General features: G+C 41.3%; 19 protein-coding genes and 1 pseudogene. 6 read left to right on the top strand and 14 right to left on the bottom strand.

The window, feature by feature from the left end; translation table 11 throughout:
- Positions 1-44: 44 nt before the first annotated feature.
- The 4 genes from ACFQU8_RS07650 to ACFQU8_RS07635 form a co-directional block, all read right to left on the bottom strand.
- Positions 45-1,688 (bottom strand): S-layer homology domain-containing protein, encoded by a 1,644-nt coding sequence (locus tag ACFQU8_RS07650; protein WP_382358619.1) that lies wholly within the window; start codon positions 1,686-1,688, stop codon positions 45-47.
- 132 nt (positions 1,689-1,820) lie between these two features.
- Positions 1,821-2,498, bottom strand: coding sequence for a hypothetical protein (locus ACFQU8_RS07645; RefSeq protein WP_382358618.1), 678 nt, complete (start codon positions 2,496-2,498; stop codon positions 1,821-1,823).
- An 81-nt stretch (positions 2,499-2,579) separates the two neighbouring features.
- Positions 2,580-3,362, bottom strand: a complete 783-nt coding sequence (locus tag ACFQU8_RS07640) for a hypothetical protein (RefSeq protein ID WP_382358617.1) — start codon at positions 3,360-3,362, stop codon at positions 2,580-2,582.
- Between the two features lie 66 nt (positions 3,363-3,428).
- The gene (locus ACFQU8_RS07635) at positions 3,429-3,851 is read right to left on the bottom strand and encodes a hypothetical protein (RefSeq protein WP_382358616.1); all 423 of its coding nucleotides are present in this window, start codon (positions 3,849-3,851) and stop codon (positions 3,429-3,431) included.
- Positions 3,852-4,088: 237 nt separating this feature from the next.
- Between ACFQU8_RS07635 and ACFQU8_RS07630 the strand changes: the two genes are divergently transcribed.
- Positions 4,089-4,232: a hypothetical protein gene (locus ACFQU8_RS07630; protein WP_382358615.1), complete on the top strand. Its 144-nt coding sequence runs from the start codon at positions 4,089-4,091 to the stop codon at positions 4,230-4,232.
- Positions 4,233-4,404: 172 nt separating this feature from the next.
- Here ACFQU8_RS07630 and ACFQU8_RS07625 read toward each other — a convergent pair whose 3' ends face one another.
- From ACFQU8_RS07625 to ACFQU8_RS07590, 8 genes are all read right to left on the bottom strand, one after another.
- Positions 4,405-4,875, bottom strand: coding sequence for a DinB family protein (locus ACFQU8_RS07625; protein ID WP_382358614.1), 471 nt, complete (start codon positions 4,873-4,875; stop codon positions 4,405-4,407).
- A gap of 293 nt (positions 4,876-5,168) precedes the next feature.
- Positions 5,169-6,203 (bottom strand): immunoglobulin-like domain-containing protein, encoded by a 1,035-nt coding sequence (locus tag ACFQU8_RS07620; protein WP_382358613.1) that lies wholly within the window; start codon positions 6,201-6,203, stop codon positions 5,169-5,171.
- A gap of 51 nt (positions 6,204-6,254) precedes the next feature.
- Positions 6,255-6,416: a hypothetical protein gene (locus ACFQU8_RS07615; protein ID WP_382358612.1), complete on the bottom strand. Its 162-nt coding sequence runs from the start codon at positions 6,414-6,416 to the stop codon at positions 6,255-6,257.
- A gap of 254 nt (positions 6,417-6,670) precedes the next feature.
- Positions 6,671-7,294, bottom strand: coding sequence for a hypothetical protein (locus tag ACFQU8_RS07610; RefSeq protein WP_382358611.1), 624 nt, complete (start codon positions 7,292-7,294; stop codon positions 6,671-6,673).
- Between the two features lie 231 nt (positions 7,295-7,525).
- Positions 7,526-10,825 carry an S-layer homology domain-containing protein gene (locus ACFQU8_RS07605; RefSeq protein ID WP_382358610.1) on the bottom strand — a complete coding sequence of 1,100 codons (3,300 nt, stop codon included), beginning with the start codon at positions 10,823-10,825 and terminating at the stop codon, positions 7,526-7,528.
- 174 nt (positions 10,826-10,999) lie between these two features.
- The gene (locus ACFQU8_RS07600; RefSeq protein ID WP_382358609.1) at positions 11,000-11,140 is read right to left on the bottom strand and encodes a hypothetical protein; all 141 of its coding nucleotides are present in this window, start codon (positions 11,138-11,140) and stop codon (positions 11,000-11,002) included.
- Entirely contained in the window at positions 11,127-11,300 is a 174-nt protein-coding gene (locus ACFQU8_RS07595) for a Zn-dependent hydrolase (RefSeq protein ID WP_382358608.1), read from the bottom strand. Before ACFQU8_RS07595 ends, ACFQU8_RS07600 begins: the two co-directional genes overlap by 14 nt.
- A gap of 55 nt (positions 11,301-11,355) precedes the next feature.
- Positions 11,356-11,721, bottom strand: coding sequence for a hypothetical protein (locus ACFQU8_RS07590; RefSeq protein WP_382358607.1), 366 nt, complete (start codon positions 11,719-11,721; stop codon positions 11,356-11,358).
- 79 nt (positions 11,722-11,800) lie between these two features.
- Between ACFQU8_RS07590 and ACFQU8_RS07585 the strand changes: the two genes are divergently transcribed.
- From ACFQU8_RS07585 to ACFQU8_RS07565, 5 genes and pseudogenes are all read left to right on the top strand, one after another.
- Complete coding sequence (locus ACFQU8_RS07585; protein ID WP_382358606.1) at positions 11,801-12,019, top strand: hypothetical protein; 219 nt, start codon at positions 11,801-11,803, stop codon at positions 12,017-12,019.
- Positions 12,020-12,233: 214 nt separating this feature from the next.
- Positions 12,234-13,121: an IS21 family transposase gene (gene istA, locus ACFQU8_RS07580; RefSeq protein ID WP_382358605.1), complete on the top strand. Its 888-nt coding sequence runs from the start codon at positions 12,234-12,236 to the stop codon at positions 13,119-13,121.
- A 39-nt stretch (positions 13,122-13,160) separates the two neighbouring features.
- A pseudogene (locus ACFQU8_RS07575) lies at positions 13,161-13,748 on the top strand (hypothetical protein); the annotation flags it as partial.
- A 5-nt stretch (positions 13,749-13,753) separates the two neighbouring features.
- Entirely contained in the window at positions 13,754-14,482 is a 729-nt protein-coding gene (gene istB, locus ACFQU8_RS07570; RefSeq protein WP_449280300.1) for an IS21-like element helper ATPase IstB, read from the top strand.
- A gap of 185 nt (positions 14,483-14,667) precedes the next feature.
- On the top strand, positions 14,668-15,048 hold the full coding sequence (locus ACFQU8_RS07565; protein WP_382358603.1) for an integrase core domain-containing protein: 381 nt from the start codon (positions 14,668-14,670) through the stop codon (positions 15,046-15,048).
- Between the two features lie 184 nt (positions 15,049-15,232).
- Here the strand turns inward: ACFQU8_RS07565 and ACFQU8_RS07560 are convergent, their stop codons facing one another.
- Together ACFQU8_RS07560 and ACFQU8_RS07555 are read right to left on the bottom strand one after the other, a co-directional pair.
- On the bottom strand, positions 15,233-16,171 hold the full coding sequence (locus tag ACFQU8_RS07560; protein WP_382358602.1) for a hypothetical protein: 939 nt from the start codon (positions 16,169-16,171) through the stop codon (positions 15,233-15,235).
- Positions 16,172-16,187: 16 nt separating this feature from the next.
- A complete protein-coding gene (locus ACFQU8_RS07555) occupies positions 16,188-16,631 on the bottom strand; it encodes a toxin-antitoxin system YwqK family antitoxin (protein WP_382358601.1) in 444 nt (147 codons plus the stop codon).
- Between the last annotated feature and the right edge of the window lie 558 nt (positions 16,632-17,189).

Below are 17,189 nucleotides of genomic sequence, written 5' to 3'. Positions count from 1 at the left end.
CGGGAAGACAGCGAATCTCCCCGCTCATGTTTTATATACGGTCTCTAGTCAATGTCCTCGACTTCATCGGGTACATCGCCCGGAGCTCCCGGTACTTCATCCGGCAGCTGATCTTCCATGATGTCGTTAAATTCTTCTTCGGTGATCGTTTCGTCCTGATCCGGTTTCTCGATGGTGACATCGCCGTTTATATTCTGCTTCGTTTGCTCGGAAGACAGATTCAATCCAGCGGTTTCACCTTCATTGGTAATAGCCAAATCCAGATCCATCGCGTTGCCTTGCATAAAGTTGTCACGGTTGATGGCGGTATATTGTTCAAATGTCTTGATATCAACGGTGTCGTCGATTTCCGATTTGATATCTTCAATATTAGCCTGCATGTCATTCATTTGTTCCTGGGCTTTCTGGATGTCTTCTTCGGTCAATCCCAGTTCATCAGCATAGTCTTCTTCTTCGATAACATTCAGAAATTCAGGCAAGAAGCCCGTCAGCAGTGTGTCAGCAAAAGGCTGCAGATTTTCATTGTTCAAATTGAATTTCACAACCTGGTTCTCATTGACATAGTCAGGAAAGTCATAAGAACCTGCTTCAACCTGATTGTAATAATCCTTTGCGAAGTAGTCGATGAACATATTTTGAATGTCCTGGCCCAGTTTCATATTGATATCTGAGCCTGCTGGCATTTGGCCTTCTGCGGCTTCCAAATCATATTCAATGTATTTACCTGCAATTTCTTCAGGTAATTCCTTGCCTTCTGGCTGCGGCTGCTTCATCCACATTTTATCTTCTGTCATAACCATAGGAAGCGAAACCGTTTGTTCTACGCCTTCACCCGCCTGCATAGTGACGTCGACGGTCATATCCATTGCCATCGGATCCTGCTGAAACGACCCTGAGAAGTCGACTTGAATATCATCCAGAAGCTGGGCTATAGCCTCATCTCCCGCTTCCGTCTGTGCAGATTCCGGAAGATCGACGCCGATATTGGCATGGCCTTCCATGTCATAAGCGTCCAGATCCTGTTCATTGGCATAAGCCTTTTTCAGAAGTCCTTCAATGTCGTCGCCGTTATTTTCTTGTGCATCAGTCGCATGGTCAAGAAAATTCAGCATTTGTACGCGCTTAACATTTTCGTAAGGCCGGAAATCCTCCAGCTGGTTCGTGATGCCGAGGTCGCCCAGTACTTGCACGTTAGCCTTATGGGAACCGCTCACATTGCCGAGGTTTATATCCGCTTGATTGTCTTCACTGGTTAAATCCAAGCCTTTGACAAGGATGGTTGCCATTTGTTCGCGTGTCAGCTTTTCAAAGGGTTTAAAATGATCATCATCGCCGGTCATAATCCCCTCTTTGGCGACAGCAGCTATTTTATCAGCATTGCCATCATCAGCCTGGACGTCGTCAAAATACTTTGTGACACTACTACTCTCTGGAACATCCAAGTCCAGAGCTTCGGTCAATATAACAGCAGCCTGCTTCCGCGTCAGGTCGTCAAACTTCCTGAATGTACCATCTTCATAGCCATTGATGACACCTTCGTCGACATAATGATAGATAACATCGGCTGCGGGATCATCCTTGTCCACATCTTTAAACGACGTATCACCAGATGCACCTACAGTCGCCGCCGGAAATGCAAGACTAGCAGTCACCGCCAAAGCGGCCATAAAACTACCTTGTTTTTTCATTCTGTTCCTCCTCAACTAGATTTTATTTCCAACTATTCCAACAATTTACACTGTAACATAAAGTGCCAGGTACATAAACAATTCGTAATTGTTTATGTACCTGGCACCACCGCATAAGCCTCTTACTTTCAATTACTTTGTTTCTTGTTTACTATCAGATTTCTTTTCTTGTTCGACATCATTTGATTCGTCCGAATCACCAGCATCAGCCTTTTGATCTGATTCATCTTCACTGCCGGATTTTGATTCATCTCCTTGACGATGTTCATCTTCCTCGTCAGATTCAGATTCCTCTTCTGGTGCGGACTCATTTTGATTATCGGCATCTTCATCAGTTTTTGATTCATCCTCTGATTCAGATCCATCTTCATTATCAGATTCGGGCTTATTATCAGGTTTAGGTTTATCATCCGTTTCGGGCTTTACATTAGCCATTTTACTTACTGCCTGCTTGACAATACTGTCCAATCTCTGTTCATATGCGTTATTATTTGAAGAACTGCTTGATTGGTTCGACTTATGCTTTTCAATTAATTGATCTGCATAATCCCGGAGTTTCTTTTTGGCTTTTTGTTTTTCCTGCTGCACATTAGTATTAATATCTTTTTCTGCAGAGTCAATGACAGGGCCCAGATTTTCCTTCAGACGTGCCGTTTGTCTATCCAGTTCTTTATTAACAGTATTATCTATTTCGGTAATGGCATCATCACTTTTGCCCTGAAACCATTCCTTTAGCATACCTGAAATGTCAGGGCTGGCAGCTACAGAAACACCACTTGCTATCATGATCAAAAAAAGGGCTGCAATCATAACTAATTTCCTGGTTCTCAAAGTAACACCACCTTCTAAAAAATAAGGGGACTTTGCAAAGCCCCCTTATAACCTTTCATATTAGTTATTCATATTAGTTACAACATCATCTAAAGAGCCTTTGGCGTCTTCAACCTTTTGATGAGCTGCAGTCTGAATAGCTTTTTTGCTTTGAAATACCAGATCCTCTGACACAGACTTTGTTTGATCTTTAACATCTGATACAGCTTTATCTATAGCTTTTTTCAATTCGGTCTCTGTATCTTTAGATTCATTTTCCAGCTTACCGGTAAGATCATTTTTTGCTTCAGAGATAGCTTTATCTAACTGTTTTACTGCTTTGTCCGTCTCAGCATCAAGTTCGTTATTTACTTCCTCAATTGCATCTTCCTTGTTACCATCGATGCTATTAGTCAAATCTTTTTCAGCCTTTTCTTGAGCTTTACTCTTAATGTCATCTAAAGCAGCCTTCCCTTTAGCAAATAATTCATCGAATTGTTTGCTCATTGAATTTTCAATGCTGGACTTCTCCTGCTCTAATTTAGCAATGCGATCTGCTTTTTCATCGCTAATATCCTTTTTTGCTAAATGCTTTTCTGCAGCTTTTGCTACGTCAATCCTATCACCAGCATCGGATTTTAGATCATTGTGATTTTCAAGAGCATCTTTTGCTTTCCCCTTACCATAGTTAATAACATCTGTTTTCCCTTCTTCTACTTGTTCAGTAAATTGACTATCATACCAATCCTGAAACTGAGCCCCAATGTCAGTGCTTGCGTATGTAACAGCACCACCGCCTGCTACAAGAACCAAACCAGTTGCTCCAGCTACCACTTTCTTTTTCCCTGTGTCTAAGAATCTCATAATTCCTACATTCCTCCTAAAATAAATTTATATATATTAAAAACCCGATTAGGTTTCTAATCACAATTAATCAAGCAATTTCTGCAGAACTTTTTCTGTTCTGTCGTCAATTTCCTCCTGCTTGTTTTTCTTGTATGTTTCAAAGTTTTGCTTCTGCAGCGCTTTTGCTTCATCTTCCAAATCAGATAGGCGGTCGTTATAGTATGTTTCTATATCATGCTGAGATTGTTTCAGATATGTTTTCTGCTTATCATTCAAAAGGTTAACGGAATCTGTGATCTTGGATGATGTGTTTTTTTGTAATTGATTTTTTGTTTCAGATAGTTCTTCAACATTATGGGAGCGAGTCTCTTCCTGGATGTGTTGATTTTGATTGTGTAATATATCTGCAGTATCTGGTTGATGTGCTGATACGTCTCCGGATACGAAACTAAGCGTTCCTACTAACGTAATGGCCGCACTGGCTATTAATTTATTTTTAATTTTCATCCCTGCGAGACCTCCTATATTTCCTTTTTGAATTAAAGCACAATTGTGACTATACAGGCATATCACGTATAAGTCGAAACAATTTCACGTACAATTCAAGACAAAAATATGGTTTTTTGGGCAACTTTTAACGGATTTTGTAAATTCTAGTTCTTATGGGCGATTGTCAAAAATGAAAAATATGTCGATAATAGGAGTGATTACACGAAAAAATCATAGGGGTGATCTAATTTGTCTTTGGAATCAAAACGAATTGACATAAGAATTCCCGTTAGATTAATTAAAAAAGTGGAGAAGTATCAAGAAGAAAAAGATATTGCTACTCGAACTGGAGCCTTTTTAGAACTAATTCGTATTGGCTTAAAACACTCGGAAGAATAACATCGGCTTAAGTGCCAGGTACACAAACAATTCTGAATCATTTGTGTACCTGGCACCACCCAAAAAATAAAGTCCCGCAGAGAATTCTCTCCACAGGACTTCTGATGCATTCACCCATCTTAACTGCTTTAAGGCAACTGGGATGGGAGACTGCCCGCGTATATGTATATGATTACATTTCGTCTGGACGGCGGATGAACTTGGGTAAATCTTTGACGCCAATCAGGTGAAGATAGGTGAACAACTGACCTTTATTGTGAACCTCATAATCAATGGCATGGGAAAACCAATATGTACCGGGTGCACGCATATCACCATATAAAACGTACCCTTTCATCTGCCAGGTGAAAATCGATGAAATCTCTTCCTGCGTCTGATCAGTGTAATGCTGTACGATAGTGCGCAGTTCATCTATGGTTTGATAATCCCCCACATTGGGCGGCTCATCGAATTCGCCTTTTTTAATGCCTGTCATAAACTTATGAGTTGTGGTTACGAGATGTATCGTCAGTTCCCCAAGAGACATGGCGCCTTCCCATGGCCTGTAATGCAAGTGCGCATCATCGACCAGTGCCAGCAAATCATCCAGTACCATCCGATGCTGCAGCCAGCCATTAACAGCACCATCCATTGCGTTACTCATTTAAATCCCTCATTTTAAAAAATTATTATACAATTAGTATAACCCCTATCAGCAGGATTTCACATCTATTACGTTTGCTAGAGTTGTTAGAGTGCCAGGTACATAAACAATTCGGAATTGTTTATGTACCTGGCACCACCGCACCACAAAAAAAGCTCTGCAGAGAACTTATCTCCGCAGAGCTTTTAGTTTTATTAAGAACGTTCGTTCGATAAACGGGAAGGACAGGCACCCAAGCGTTTTACTCATTGCTATCTTCGTTCTTTTTGCTTTCTTTTAGGTGCTTATCAAAATCATAAGTTTTTTTCTGTTGTTTCGCCATTATCATCAGTGTAAGAAACGTCAACGGTGTCAGGCGCACCCTCCACTTCAACTAATGCTGGGGAAAGATCGAAGTCTCCATCAGCATCGACAGTTGCTGTAAAGTCTTGGTCTTCTTCGTCTTTTTTAGAGTGGAATATGAATTCAATTTCTTCACCTTTATCAACGTTAGAAACTGTGCCAGTTACTTCATACATATAGTTTCCATATTCTAGTGCATGCTTATTTGGAGCTACTGCCTCGGCAGAAACATTACTGAATGAAACCTCATCAACTTCTTCCTCGTTATCTTCGTCAGGTTCGTTTTCTGAAACATTCACCGTAATAGCCGTTGCTGTCTTGTTGCCATCTTCGTCTGCAGCGGTGTACGTTACAATGTAGCTTCCCGCTTCTGATGTATCAATGCTATCTACTTTATTGCCATCTGAATCCGTGATTTGTGTGTCTACCTTAACGGAACCATCTCGATTATCTTCCGCTGTTGCTTTTGGAATGCTGAAATCAGCATCATGGTCCACATTGACTGTGCTATCACTGTCAACGCTGATATTTGGCGCTTCTTTATCAACACCTGGCGCATATCCTTCAATCATTTTTTGCATTTCATACATGAACGTTGCAAACTGGTCACGGTAAAGTGCGCCTCTAGCATCGAAACCGTCCGTTTGATTCGTGATGCCCAGGTTAGCTAAGATTTGAACGTTACCAACGTGTGACGCATCAATGCCATCTGTATTTAAATCAACATCGTCACCGTTGTCATATTTATCCAAGTCATATGCTTCAACAAGGACAGTTGCCATTTGTTCACGGGAAATCGTGCCATACTCATCGAAATGGCCGTTTTCACCTTGGAAAATGCCTGCTTCCGTTACAGCCGCGATAGCCTCAGCATGATCATTGGTTGCATCAACATCATCGTATTGTTCAAGTACTTTATTGACATTGTCAGGGGTATCCAGGTCAAGTGCTTGTACGAACATCTCTGCTACGCCGCCGCGCTTCATTTTTACATAAGGCGCGAAAGTTCCATCATTATAGCCATGGATAATCCCTTGTCAGGCCAGCGCCATAATGCTTTCGTAGTGTGTATTGCTTTGATCAATATCAACAAAGTCCACTTGATTGTCTGCCGATACGGCTGCAGGTGCTACTGCAGCAACTGTTGCCGATACTGCCATTGTCGAAATGGCTGCGTTACGAAACGTTTTCTTATTCATCGTAAAACGAATCCTTTCTTTGCTGTATATCTTTCACCGGATCTGAGTATAGAAATAAATCCGAGAAAAACTCGTAAACTACTCCAATAGAACATAGTAACTATGAACTATGCATTATTGTAGAATTAGCAGCATGTAAAAAACAACAGTCCTGCAAGTATATTCCCTCGGTAACTGAGACCAGACTGTCCAACTTTTACCTCAATTACTATGAATCCAGCATGAAAGCAGTCTGCATGATTTCAAGCCGTCCTTTAGTTACCGGACGTCGCTGGGGATGGACCACCACTTGTATTTAAAGGTGCCTGGTTATTATAACCCTTGACAGCCCCTTGAATATTCCAAAGATAGCCTTCAAAGTTACTTATAATCTGCTCCTCGACATACAATCGCAGCGACTCAGGCTCTACTTTTACAAATGAAACACCAATAGATTCTCCTGACCTAACCATTTTCTTGACTTCCGTTAGCTTTGAACCTGTTTGTACGTTCTTATCGATTAAATGCTGCGTTATCCGCTCACGCATGCCACCCGTCTTTCGCTCTCCCACGTACATAGGTATCCATTTCTTATCTGCCGCGGACCATTTATGTATAGCGTAGATATTGGCATTACGGCCAAGGTTCGACAGGAGATCGTCATTTTTCTGCTTCATCACATCTATATATTCCTGCCATGTCGATTCATCATTATCATGCCGTACCTCATCCGGATAAACAAATTTCTCGATATTTCCGCTTTCTTCAAGCAATTTTTCTCCGCAGTGCTTAGCGAACTCATTTAAATCTTTATAAGCCATTATTGGAATGGGTGCCATATTGATAACATCCTCTTCTTTATAATTATTTGTTATAATTACTTTAACATATAATTCCATAAGGCAGCTTCATTTTCCACGATTAACTGGAAAGTTTTGTTTTAGGTTTCTCAACTGCTGAATAATGTTCACTAGCAGGAAATTAATCGACTATATCTTAATTGTTTATGTACCTGGTACCACACCGCACCACAAAAAAAGCTCTGCAGAGAACTTATCTCCGCAGAGCTTTTTTAACAAGAACTTTCGTTCGATAAATATCGGGAAGGACAGACACCTCACCTTTTTCGTTTACTTTGCGGTATTTTCCTCAAATTCGTTACCAGATACGTCATATTGATTGTCTTGAGGGAAATTCGACTCTTCTGTAGAATTGTTAATGGCTTCTCGATGATCACCACTGCCATCGAACAATTCAATTCCAACTTCACTGAATGTAATATCATTGTTCTTAATAGTTACGTTCTCACTAGTATCGGCACCAATACCTTTTCTGGAATCAGTGATTTCATTTCCGATAACTTCACCGCTGCTATTCTTATTGAAATAAATAGCCATTTGACCAGTGTTATTTATCACGTTATTTTCAAGATTAGCTTCAGTTACACCGTGTGCAACATCAATTGCATTAGCTTCCGCAACATCTAAATTTAGATCCTTAACGGTAACATTATCTGAAGTAATTTTTACTTCTTGATCAATACTATGACCATTACCATCTAATGTTACCTGACTATTCAAGTCTAATGGTGAGTTTAAATCAATGTTTCCACCCAAAGTGATGGTATCAGCTGCATCATCACTAGTGTGATCTATTGCATACTCTAGTTCATTTGCACTATCAACTGTGTTTTTAACACTAAATGCTACTGTTTGAGTAGAATCTTCACCCGTATTAAATTTGACATTGACTATCGTTTCGCCAGCACCTTTGCCTGCTATCCTGTTAGTGTCATTATCATTCACAAAATGGTTTAATATATTATCGTTAGATACGTCAACAGATTCAATATCATCTTCATCTAATGTTGCTTTTACATCATTGCCGTCACTGTCTTCAGTCATCATGACGTCGCCATTCTGGTCAGTCATCGTAACGCCTTGATCATTAAGAAGGTCGACTAAGTCTTGTTTTTGGCCTTCCAGTTTAAAGGAGTTACTGTCAAAGGAAACATGATTTAACTCTGGTGTAGAGTCAACTACTTTAAAGTCTACACTGCCGTAGTCAAAGCCATTTTTAGAAGCTGAAAGTGTATAGTTGCCTACTTCCAGGTTACCTGAATTAACCTTGCTTTGAACATTATAGGTTTTAACAGTTTCACCATTAGAAGTATCGATTTCTTCTCCGTCTTCATTAGTAACTTTGAAATCAACACCATTTTCAGGATCTTTATCAGTATGATTACCGTCAGCGTCTACACCATAAACACTGAATTCTAGTGAATCATCATCGGCATTTTTATCATATTCAAGATTATCACCAGTATTGGCAATCTCGTAATCATCTGTGTCTCCAGCTTCCGTGACATTAACAGTAATCGTCTGCTTATCAAGTTCACCTACTTTAACGTCTACCGTTGCTTCACCTTTTTCTTCAGGCGTAATCTCTATGGTTGCTTCGCCATCTTCGTTAGTGGAAATGCCATCATTAAGAGAAACACTGTCACTATCTGTTTCAGCTGTTACGTCTTCTTCATCAACAGCATTACCATATTGGTCTTTGACCGTTACAGTAACGTTTTGCGTATCAGCAGTGTTTGAAGTATTAATTGATGAATCAGATAGTTCAAAATCACTTACCTCAGCCGGTTCTTGAACATTCACATTAATGACTTTTTCAAAGTTAGTGCCTGGAGCTGTGACTTTGACTTGAGCATTACCATTGTCATAAACGCCCTTAATTTCACCGCTGTTTTCATCTACGAGCATCGTCTCTGGGTTCAGAGATTCAAACTTGAAATTGCCATCGGTAATAGCCTTACCGAATTGATCATTAACGTGAGGAACAATATAGTTACCTACTGTATCAGCGTTATTATTAACGGTTTGTTTGGCATCTTCAGTTTTAAGATCTTCGTCAACGTCTCCATTGTCATTGATTGTGAAGAACTGATAACTGTCGGCCATTGAATCTTCAACTGTAACAACTTGCTTGTCCGACTCAATAGCATTATCGCCAGAACCAACGTGTGCTCTTACTATGAACGAATCGCCATCTTTCATATCACTGGTATCAACTGAACCGTCTTTTTCAACGTCACCAGAATCAGATGTGTATGTGACATCAAAGTCTTCAGTAACATTTTGATCATCAGCTAATACTTCGGATTTCAGATTAACAGAGTCTTCACCTTGAGCAACTGTCTCAGTTGTTACATTAATATCAGTTGGTGTTGCTTTTTCGTAAGTGAAATCAATAGTTTGATCCTCATCCTGACCAGTATAGGTCAATTCATAGTCAGTATCTTCAGAAAGAGCTGAGGTTAGGGCAAGATTAATATTGCCATCTTCAGTTGACATACTGTCGATTTTCACATCGTCATATTGATTGTCAGTATTTTCAATTTCAAAATCGTCTTTGCTGACATCATCCGGTAGTTGATTGAAAGTAACATCTACTGTTTTAGAAGTAACCGCACTCACATCTTCAACAGCTGGTGCTTCAATTTCGAATTTACCGCTTTCGGATTTCAGTGAGCCATGGTTGCCATTTTCCATGCCCATGATCGTGTAGCTATAGTTACCTGCATCAAGTTGATCTGATGTGAAACTGAAGCTATTGTCATCTTTATTAATGTCAATATCCTCGTTGTTGATGACTTTTTTGCCGTCTCCATCTGTTACGATGAGATGAGCTGAATCGGCGATACCAGTTGCTGAGCCACTGATGGAGAATGTATTATCATCATTCACAGTTGTCTCAACATTTTCAACGCCTGGAGCGTTTTCTGATACAACTTCTTCCGTTTTTGCGATCATTGTTGCGAACTGATCACGGCGCTCTTGTTCATAAGCACGGTAGTTATCCAGTTCTATGGTGATGCCCAGGTTAGCCAATGTCTGCACGTTATCTACGTGAGAATTACTGATATGCTCTCGATTGAGATCAGCATTCATGCCTTGATTGTCATATTTGTTTAAATCATAGGCTTCAACTAAAGCAGTTGCCATTTGCTCACGCGTGATGTTCTCGAACTCGCCAAAGTGACCATGGTCACCTTTGAAAATATTAGCGTCAGTGACAGCTGCGATTACCGGAGCATAATCACTATTGCCGTCAACGTCGTCGTATTGCGCCAGGACTTCATCCATATTGTCAGGCGTATCGAGATCTAGTGCATTCGTCAGCATAGCGGCAATTTGACCGCGTACGATATTGTTGTAAGGTTTGAAAGTGCCATCTGGATGACCTTGAATAATTCCTTGTTCTGCCATCTTAATTATATTATCATAATGTGTATGTTCTGGGGTTACATCGGAAAAACTAACATCTTCTGCCGATACGGCCGCAGGTGCTACAGCTGCGACAGTTGCTGATGCAGCCATAGTCGAAATCGCTACGTTACGAAATGTTTTCGTTTTCTTACTCATAGTCAAATGTCCTCTCCCTTTGCTAAATATTTTTTCATCAGGACAAGGCTTAAAAGCAAGTCCCTGAAAAAATGAACAAACGATTGTTTAATCGTTCTATTAGAATATTTTAGTGACAATGACAAATAAAATCAACAGTTCCTGCAACTAGTTTAACTGGTAACTAGAGTCAGTTTACACAAGTTTTTCCTCATTTTCCAGAGTGCCCACACACAGTGCCAGGTACATAAACAATTCTGAAAATATCGAATTGTTTATGTACCTGGCACCCATAAAATGATAATTGTCGTTTTCCTGTTCGTTATACGTCCTCATGTTCCATCAAATCCTTAATAAGGCTTGGTGTAATCTCAGCTCCTGAATTAACAATCTTAAGAATTCGTTTTTGCTTCTCAAGAGGCAGGTTAAGGTTTTCCAAATGAAGGTTTTGCATAACACGTTTAAATTCCTTGGATTCCAATGTTAAATGCTTCAAAACACTCGCCCCTTTCATCTATTCCCTTCACTGCATTAAACAGATAAAACGTCAGTCATGAGCGATTCCCCGAATCACGGTGATCCGCAAGAGGTCTATACGCCCCCATCTTAATCCCATTGTTTAATTGTTCCAGATAAATCTTGCTTTTATCGAGTGCTTCGTTAAGCTGTTTAATCGTATCGTCCTCCGGCAGCTCACGCTTAATAAATTCGCTTTCCGTCAAAAACGCTTGACTGATGGCTCTATCCGCGAAAAGATCCGCTAACAGATCACTCACACCAGATCGCCAATCTCTAAATTCGTCAAAAGGCTGACCTCTCAGGTTATTGGAAAGTTTTATTTTGTCAAGCTGTCCTACCTTCTGATTAATTTCCTGGATAGCTGTATCAGGTTCCTTTAATAAACTATACTCGACCATTGTCCACCCTCCCTATTATGACCATTGTATCATTCCTCAATTGGTTTTGATGGTATCGAAAAAACAAAACAGCCTGTGTATGCTGATACAAAATCAGGAAGGGAGAATCATTATGGATGGATTTAACCACAAAGCGCAGGAGCGGGGGTCTGCTGCAAGGCAGCCAAACCATGCCATCAGTTTAAAGAAGACTCTGGAAGCGATTGATATAAGCACAGACGTGGAAGTCAGGTCATTTTATAGCGACCAGGACATAAAGGAAATGAGACAAGAATTAGCCAAATATGATCTTAAATGAGCCGTTTACCACCAAAATAAGCGTGGAATCTACCATTTAATTGGTGGATTCCACGCTTATTAAACGCACTCACCGGGGGGTTGTTTATGGCAGAATTAAAGTACATAATTTGGCAGCCTAAAACTACACAACTGCCATTATAAAAAAGAGCCTTGCCAGTCATCCCAAATTCTATTAACCTCTTACATGAATACAGCAATAAACATGGGGAGGTATGAAAGGAATGCTAGCAATGGCTCAAGTAGACTATATCAATTTTTTGCGCGAAGAGGAAGGGTTATCAATCAATTCGTTGGCAAAACGCCTTGGCATTAATTGGCGGACTGCCAAAAAATATGCTGATCGGGATGATTGGAGCCCTGACATCCGGCATCGCATGAAGCGTTACCCCATTCTGGGCCCGTACTTAGATATCATCGATGCATGGTTGACGGAGGACCTGTCCCGGAAGCGTAAACAGCGTCATACCAATATACGAATTTATCAGCGTCTTCGGGATGAATGTGATTATACCGGAGGTGTTCGAACCGTTACCGGTTACGTGTCGGAACGAAAAAAGGCTCTGATGCAAGATCAAAAGACCTATAGCGACCTGATACATCCAGGCGGTGAAGCACAGGTTGATTTTGGGACAGCCGACGTGATCTATGACGGGACATGGCTTCAGGTCAAATATTTGGCGATGTCTTTTCCATACAGTAATGCCGCTTATCTGGCGGTATTGCCCAGGGAGAATACCACCTGCTTTCTGGAGGGACTTAAACAGCTTTTTGATCAGGCAGGCGGTGTGCCGCGCAAGTTATGGTTTGATAACTTATCTGCCGCTGTTGCGAAGATAAAGGGGCACGGAGAACGTGATTTAACGGATATGTTCCGCCGTTTTAAGCTTCATTACCGATTTGAAGCTGTATTCTGTAATCCTCGTGCTGGTTATGAAAAAGGCCATGTGGAAAATAAAGTTGGCACAAGCAGAAGAAACTGGTTTGTGCCTGTTCCGGTCATGACATCGTGGGAACAGATTAACAACGTCATGCATCAAAAAGCCCTGAGGGCTATGGATCAGGAACATTATAAACATAAACAACTCGTTCAATCATTGTAGGAAGAAGAACAGGTCAAGCTTCTACAGCTTCCCCGGGATCCGTTTGAAGTCGTTCATTTGGAAACAGCGACACTCGACAAATATGGAAATGTCCATGTGGACCGGGAACGCCTTCCAGTACCAAAAGGGATGGCTCAGCAGTCTGTCACTTTAAAAATCTATTGGGATAGCCTGGAGGTAATGGATGAAACATATACAACATTAGCTGTTCTTCCACGTCCGAATAGTCTTAAACAACAGAAAATCAATTGGACTCAGGAACTCGAGCAGATCCAGAACAAACCCAGAGCTGTTCCCTATACAATGGTTTATTCAGCCCTTCCGGAGGTGCTTCAGCGATACCTGTCCATTGACGATCTCGTGTACCGAAAAAGACGCTTAAAGTGTCTCATCCAATGGCTTGGTAAGGATTATCAAATTGATCAGATTGCCGAAGCGATTACGCATATCGCCCCACACCTTTGGGATGAAGAAGGCGTGGTTTATCAGGAATTGTATCGTACGATACATCCCGAAAAACCTAGCCCATTTGACCGTCTTGAAGAATCCTATACACCTTCAGGTGTCAGGAATTATGAGCCTGTTCTCGAGGCGTACGATGTACTTACAGGGGAGGTGTGGTCATAATGTCAATGGATGAACGCATCCAGGCTTACTGCAAGAAATTAAAACTGGGCCATGTGGGAGCCATTTATGATCAAATTGAGGCTGATACCCATGAGGAATTCCTTCTGCGCTGCTTAGAGAAAGAGGCAAAATCACAGGAAAACAATAAAGTGCAGCGCTTAATTAAAAAGGCTGGATTCAGCCAGTTCAAAAGCATGGAGGACTATGACGAAGCCTGGGCTCCCGAGTTTCCATCAACGGTTACACTAAGTTCATTAAAGGATTTAACTTTCATGAAAGACCGGGAAAATATTATGATGGTTGGATCTGTCGGAACGGGTAAAACACATCTGTCCACCGCGTTGGGAGTCGAAGCATGCCGGAACGGCCAGGAAGTAAGATTTTACCGGGTTAACAGTCTCGTATCCAAACTGTTGGAGAAGCATCAAAATGGTCATTTGAATCGATTTATGCAGGGTTTTCGAAAGGCAGATCTGGTCATTTTGGATGAACTGGGTTTTGTGCCCTTTCATAAAGACGGGGCTGAACTCCTGTTCAGCCTAATTGCCGAGTGTTATGAGCAAACAAGCGTGATTGTAACGTCCAATCTTGAGTTTGGACAATGGAATACAATATTCGGCGACAAACGTCTGACGGCAGCTATTATGGATCGACTGGTGCATCATGCCCACATAATCACCTTTACAGGTGATAGCTATCGATTGTCAAACGCTTTAGCCAAGAGTTTTGAATAATTATTAGCATCATATGGGATAACTGGCAAGGTTATGTAAAAAGTATTGCCATTTTATGTACTTTTAACTTGCCAAACACAGGGGTGTGACTGCTAAACTAAAATAGACAGTTTTTGCTCGATAAAAATGAACACTTTCTAAAACTCATGGGTTGAGTCAGCGTCATCGAAAATACAATCGTATGATTGGATCCCAAGTATCTCATCCTCAATAATGATCCGGATTTCCGTTCTAAAGAGATTAAGGATTTTTTAGCTTCTTCGGGGATTCAACCAAAAACGACATTCTACCGTTCTCCTTGGCAAAATCCTATAGCCGAAAGTGTAAACGGGACACTTCGCAGGGAATCATTTAATTATCTTAATCCATTAAGTGAAGCTCATTTGCAAAAGGAACTGCCCGAATATGTTCATAACTACTATAATTCCCATCGGACGAACCAAGGAATCAACTTTAATACGCCAATACCAACGCCAACGTATTTACCTGTGAACGTAAATCAGGCAAAACTAAAAGTTATTCCTGTCCTAAATGACTTATACCATACTTATAAAAGAATCGCTTAATCTTTAAATCCTATAACAGCACTTCAAGCCTTTAGATCTTTCCTATGAAGGCTTGCTTATCATGCTTTATTTTCCTTTTAATCTGCATTGTCCCTATCTTTCCGTGCATCTCCCACATACAGTGCCAGGTACATAAACAATTCTGAATTGTTTATGTACCTGGCACCCCCCAAAACCAAACCCGCTACAGCTCTGCCAGCGCAACCCATGCCGGATAGTCCATATCATGCATAATACACGACCGTTTAATTTTTCCGACAAACCAGACATCAATCAAGAATGGCACATCGTCAACGTCTTTAGCGACTAAACTCGCTAATTCGTCTTGTGCAAAAATACCGGGATAATCTGTTTGAGCACAGATAGACTCGTAGTGCCAGCCTTCAGACGCACATTCGGCCATGGTGTCGGGTAAAAACAGACCGCAGCCACTATCGCATGAAAAAACGTCGTCAACCATTATTTCCGCCATATCATCGGCAAAAAGCGCCTGAAAATGGTCACGTACCTCCTCAGCTTCAGCCCGTGTCTCATAGGTTAATTCGATCGTATTGTCCTGAAGCAGCCAGAATTCCGGGACGGCAAAGCTCAGATCCAGCCATTCGATTAAGACATGCTCCGCGCGCCCCGTTCGTGTCCTGATTTCCTCTTTCAGGTGCCGGACACCTGTCTCATGCATATCCCGCAGCTGCACCGGGCTTTGCCGCCTGAAAATCACGGCCACCTGGTAATACACGTCCCGCTCCGGCCGCCACTGAATAATAGTCTTTTCAAGCTGGTTAAGTTTGTGCAAGTACTTCCTGATCTCAGCATGAAAAACGCCATCATCGCCATCTGATAGATAAAAATCCATATGTTCGCTGATCAAAGCATCGATGTCACTGATCATCTGATTGACTTCATCGATATATTTGTCCGCCAGAATTAAACGGTCTTCCCAATCTTCCATCCAGTGTATGTACTCGCGCCGCACATACTCATACACATCAATATAAGGGTGATGCCGGTCCGTATGCGCATCATCACCGCATGCCTCATAGCAATCATCCCCGCAGAAGATAGCCCCATCCTCATTGACACGGTACTTAAAGGAAACCTCACGTCCGCACTGAACACATGTCATGTGTGCACCTCCTGTATTATTTCCGGATAAATCCATGGAGAACGCGCCTGCCGTCTGCCAAATACTCGACACCAACGTTATATTTATAGTTCTTCGTACCTTTGAACGTTCCTTCATATTTCAGGCTGCCATCGATATTATACAGGCATCCTTCAATATAATTCCGCGTGCCATAAAAGAAATAGTGACTTTTCTTCTGCGTCCCTGTGAATTTAACATGGCCATTTTCATAGAATTCGGTTCCATAGCCGCAAAATTTAATGTCACTTATTTCCCCGCGATAGCGTATCCGGCCGCTGGGAAAGTACATCTCACCCCAGCCATTGGGCTTCCCCTGGCTAAATTCACCCTTGTACCATATAACGCCTGTTTCCCAGTAGGCGATTCCCTGGCCTGCAGGATTGCCGTCTTCTCCTTCGCCACTGTATTTCAAGCTGCCATCAGCATAATATAATTTCATCTTACTTCTCTCCCTTCACCGGCATAATACAAAGGGCATTTGGGTTTTTCGACGCTTTAAGGGCGGGAGAGCTTATAAAAAAAGCACCTGCGATGAAGAATGATTCGATCACAAGTGCTTGTCAGCTAGTCCAACCTATTCCCGCTATCAGTTAAACACAGAAAAAGAGAACCAGTTATAAGGGACTGCTTCTCCCGCATTTAATCAATATTATAATCACTATCATTCCCGCCATATCCATCCCATGTCACGAGTATTGCTATTAGACCTATGGATGCAAGTTTATCATCAATTCAGATTAAGGGGAAATTCGTCCGCTTTGTTAACTATTAATCAGCATATTAAGTTTTTCTCGCCCTCCCATCTTAAAAGACAGGATTCAAACAAAAAGTTACTTCTAGACCTAGTAAAATTGTATGTATATAGTCTATTAGTATAAAAGGCTGTTTTAACCTTGAGAGCGTAAAATAGTTTGTGTAAATCGCAATGACTCAATAATGGTCATAGAAAAAGGAAGACCCTTTCCTGTAGAATAGAGTTAGCCAAAACACACCCACA

Origin of the sequence: Lentibacillus kimchii (assembly GCF_042666895.1) — a bacterium.
GTDB classification, from domain to species: Bacteria; Bacillota; Bacilli; order Bacillales; family Amphibacillaceae; genus Lentibacillus; species Lentibacillus kimchii.
Note: the sequence above shows the minus strand (reverse complement) of the source record. Positions and strands in the feature narration are given on the sequence as shown.

Coding starts and splice junctions, on each gene's coding strand:
- ACFQU8_RS07615 (WP_382358612.1), bottom strand. CDS start 6,416: ATGAATAAGAAAACGTTTCGTAACGCAGCCATTTCGACAATGGCAGTA.
- ACFQU8_RS07590 (WP_382358607.1), bottom strand. CDS start 11,721: ATGGTCGAGTATAGTTTATTAAAGGAACCTGATACAGCTATCCAGGAA.
- ACFQU8_RS07620 (WP_382358613.1), bottom strand. CDS start 6,203: ATGAAGCGCGGCGGCGTAGCAGAGATGTTCGTACAAGCACTTGACCTG.
- ACFQU8_RS07640 (WP_382358617.1), bottom strand. CDS start 3,362: ATGAGATTCTTAGACACAGGGAAAAAGAAAGTGGTAGCTGGAGCAACT.
- ACFQU8_RS07600 (WP_382358609.1), bottom strand. CDS start 11,140: ATGAGGACGTATAACGAACAGGAAAACGACAATTATCATTTTATGGGT.
- ACFQU8_RS07645 (WP_382358618.1), bottom strand. CDS start 2,498: ATGATTGCAGCCCTTTTTTTGATCATGATAGCAAGTGGTGTTTCTGTA.
- istB (WP_449280300.1), top strand. CDS start 13,754: ATGGATGAACGCATCCAGGCTTACTGCAAGAAATTAAAACTGGGCCAT.
- ACFQU8_RS07605 (WP_382358610.1), bottom strand. CDS start 10,825: ATGAGTAAGAAAACGAAAACATTTCGTAACGTAGCGATTTCGACTATG.
- ACFQU8_RS07585 (WP_382358606.1), top strand. CDS start 11,801: ATGCTGATACAAAATCAGGAAGGGAGAATCATTATGGATGGATTTAAC.
- ACFQU8_RS07635 (WP_382358616.1), bottom strand. CDS start 3,851: ATGAAAATTAAAAATAAATTAATAGCCAGTGCGGCCATTACGTTAGTA.
- ACFQU8_RS07610 (WP_382358611.1), bottom strand. CDS start 7,294: ATGGAATTATATGTTAAAGTAATTATAACAAATAATTATAAAGAAGAG.
- ACFQU8_RS07625 (WP_382358614.1), bottom strand. CDS start 4,875: ATGAGTAACGCAATGGATGGTGCTGTTAATGGCTGGCTGCAGCATCGG.
- ACFQU8_RS07560 (WP_382358602.1), bottom strand. CDS start 16,171: ATGACATGTGTTCAGTGCGGACGTGAGGTTTCCTTTAAGTACCGTGTC.
- ACFQU8_RS07650 (WP_382358619.1), bottom strand. CDS start 1,688: ATGAAAAAACAAGGTAGTTTTATGGCCGCTTTGGCGGTGACTGCTAGT.
- ACFQU8_RS07555 (WP_382358601.1), bottom strand. CDS start 16,631: ATGAAATTATATTATGCTGATGGCAGCTTGAAATACAGTGGCGAAGGA.
- istA (WP_382358605.1), top strand. CDS start 12,234: ATGAAAGGAATGCTAGCAATGGCTCAAGTAGACTATATCAATTTTTTG.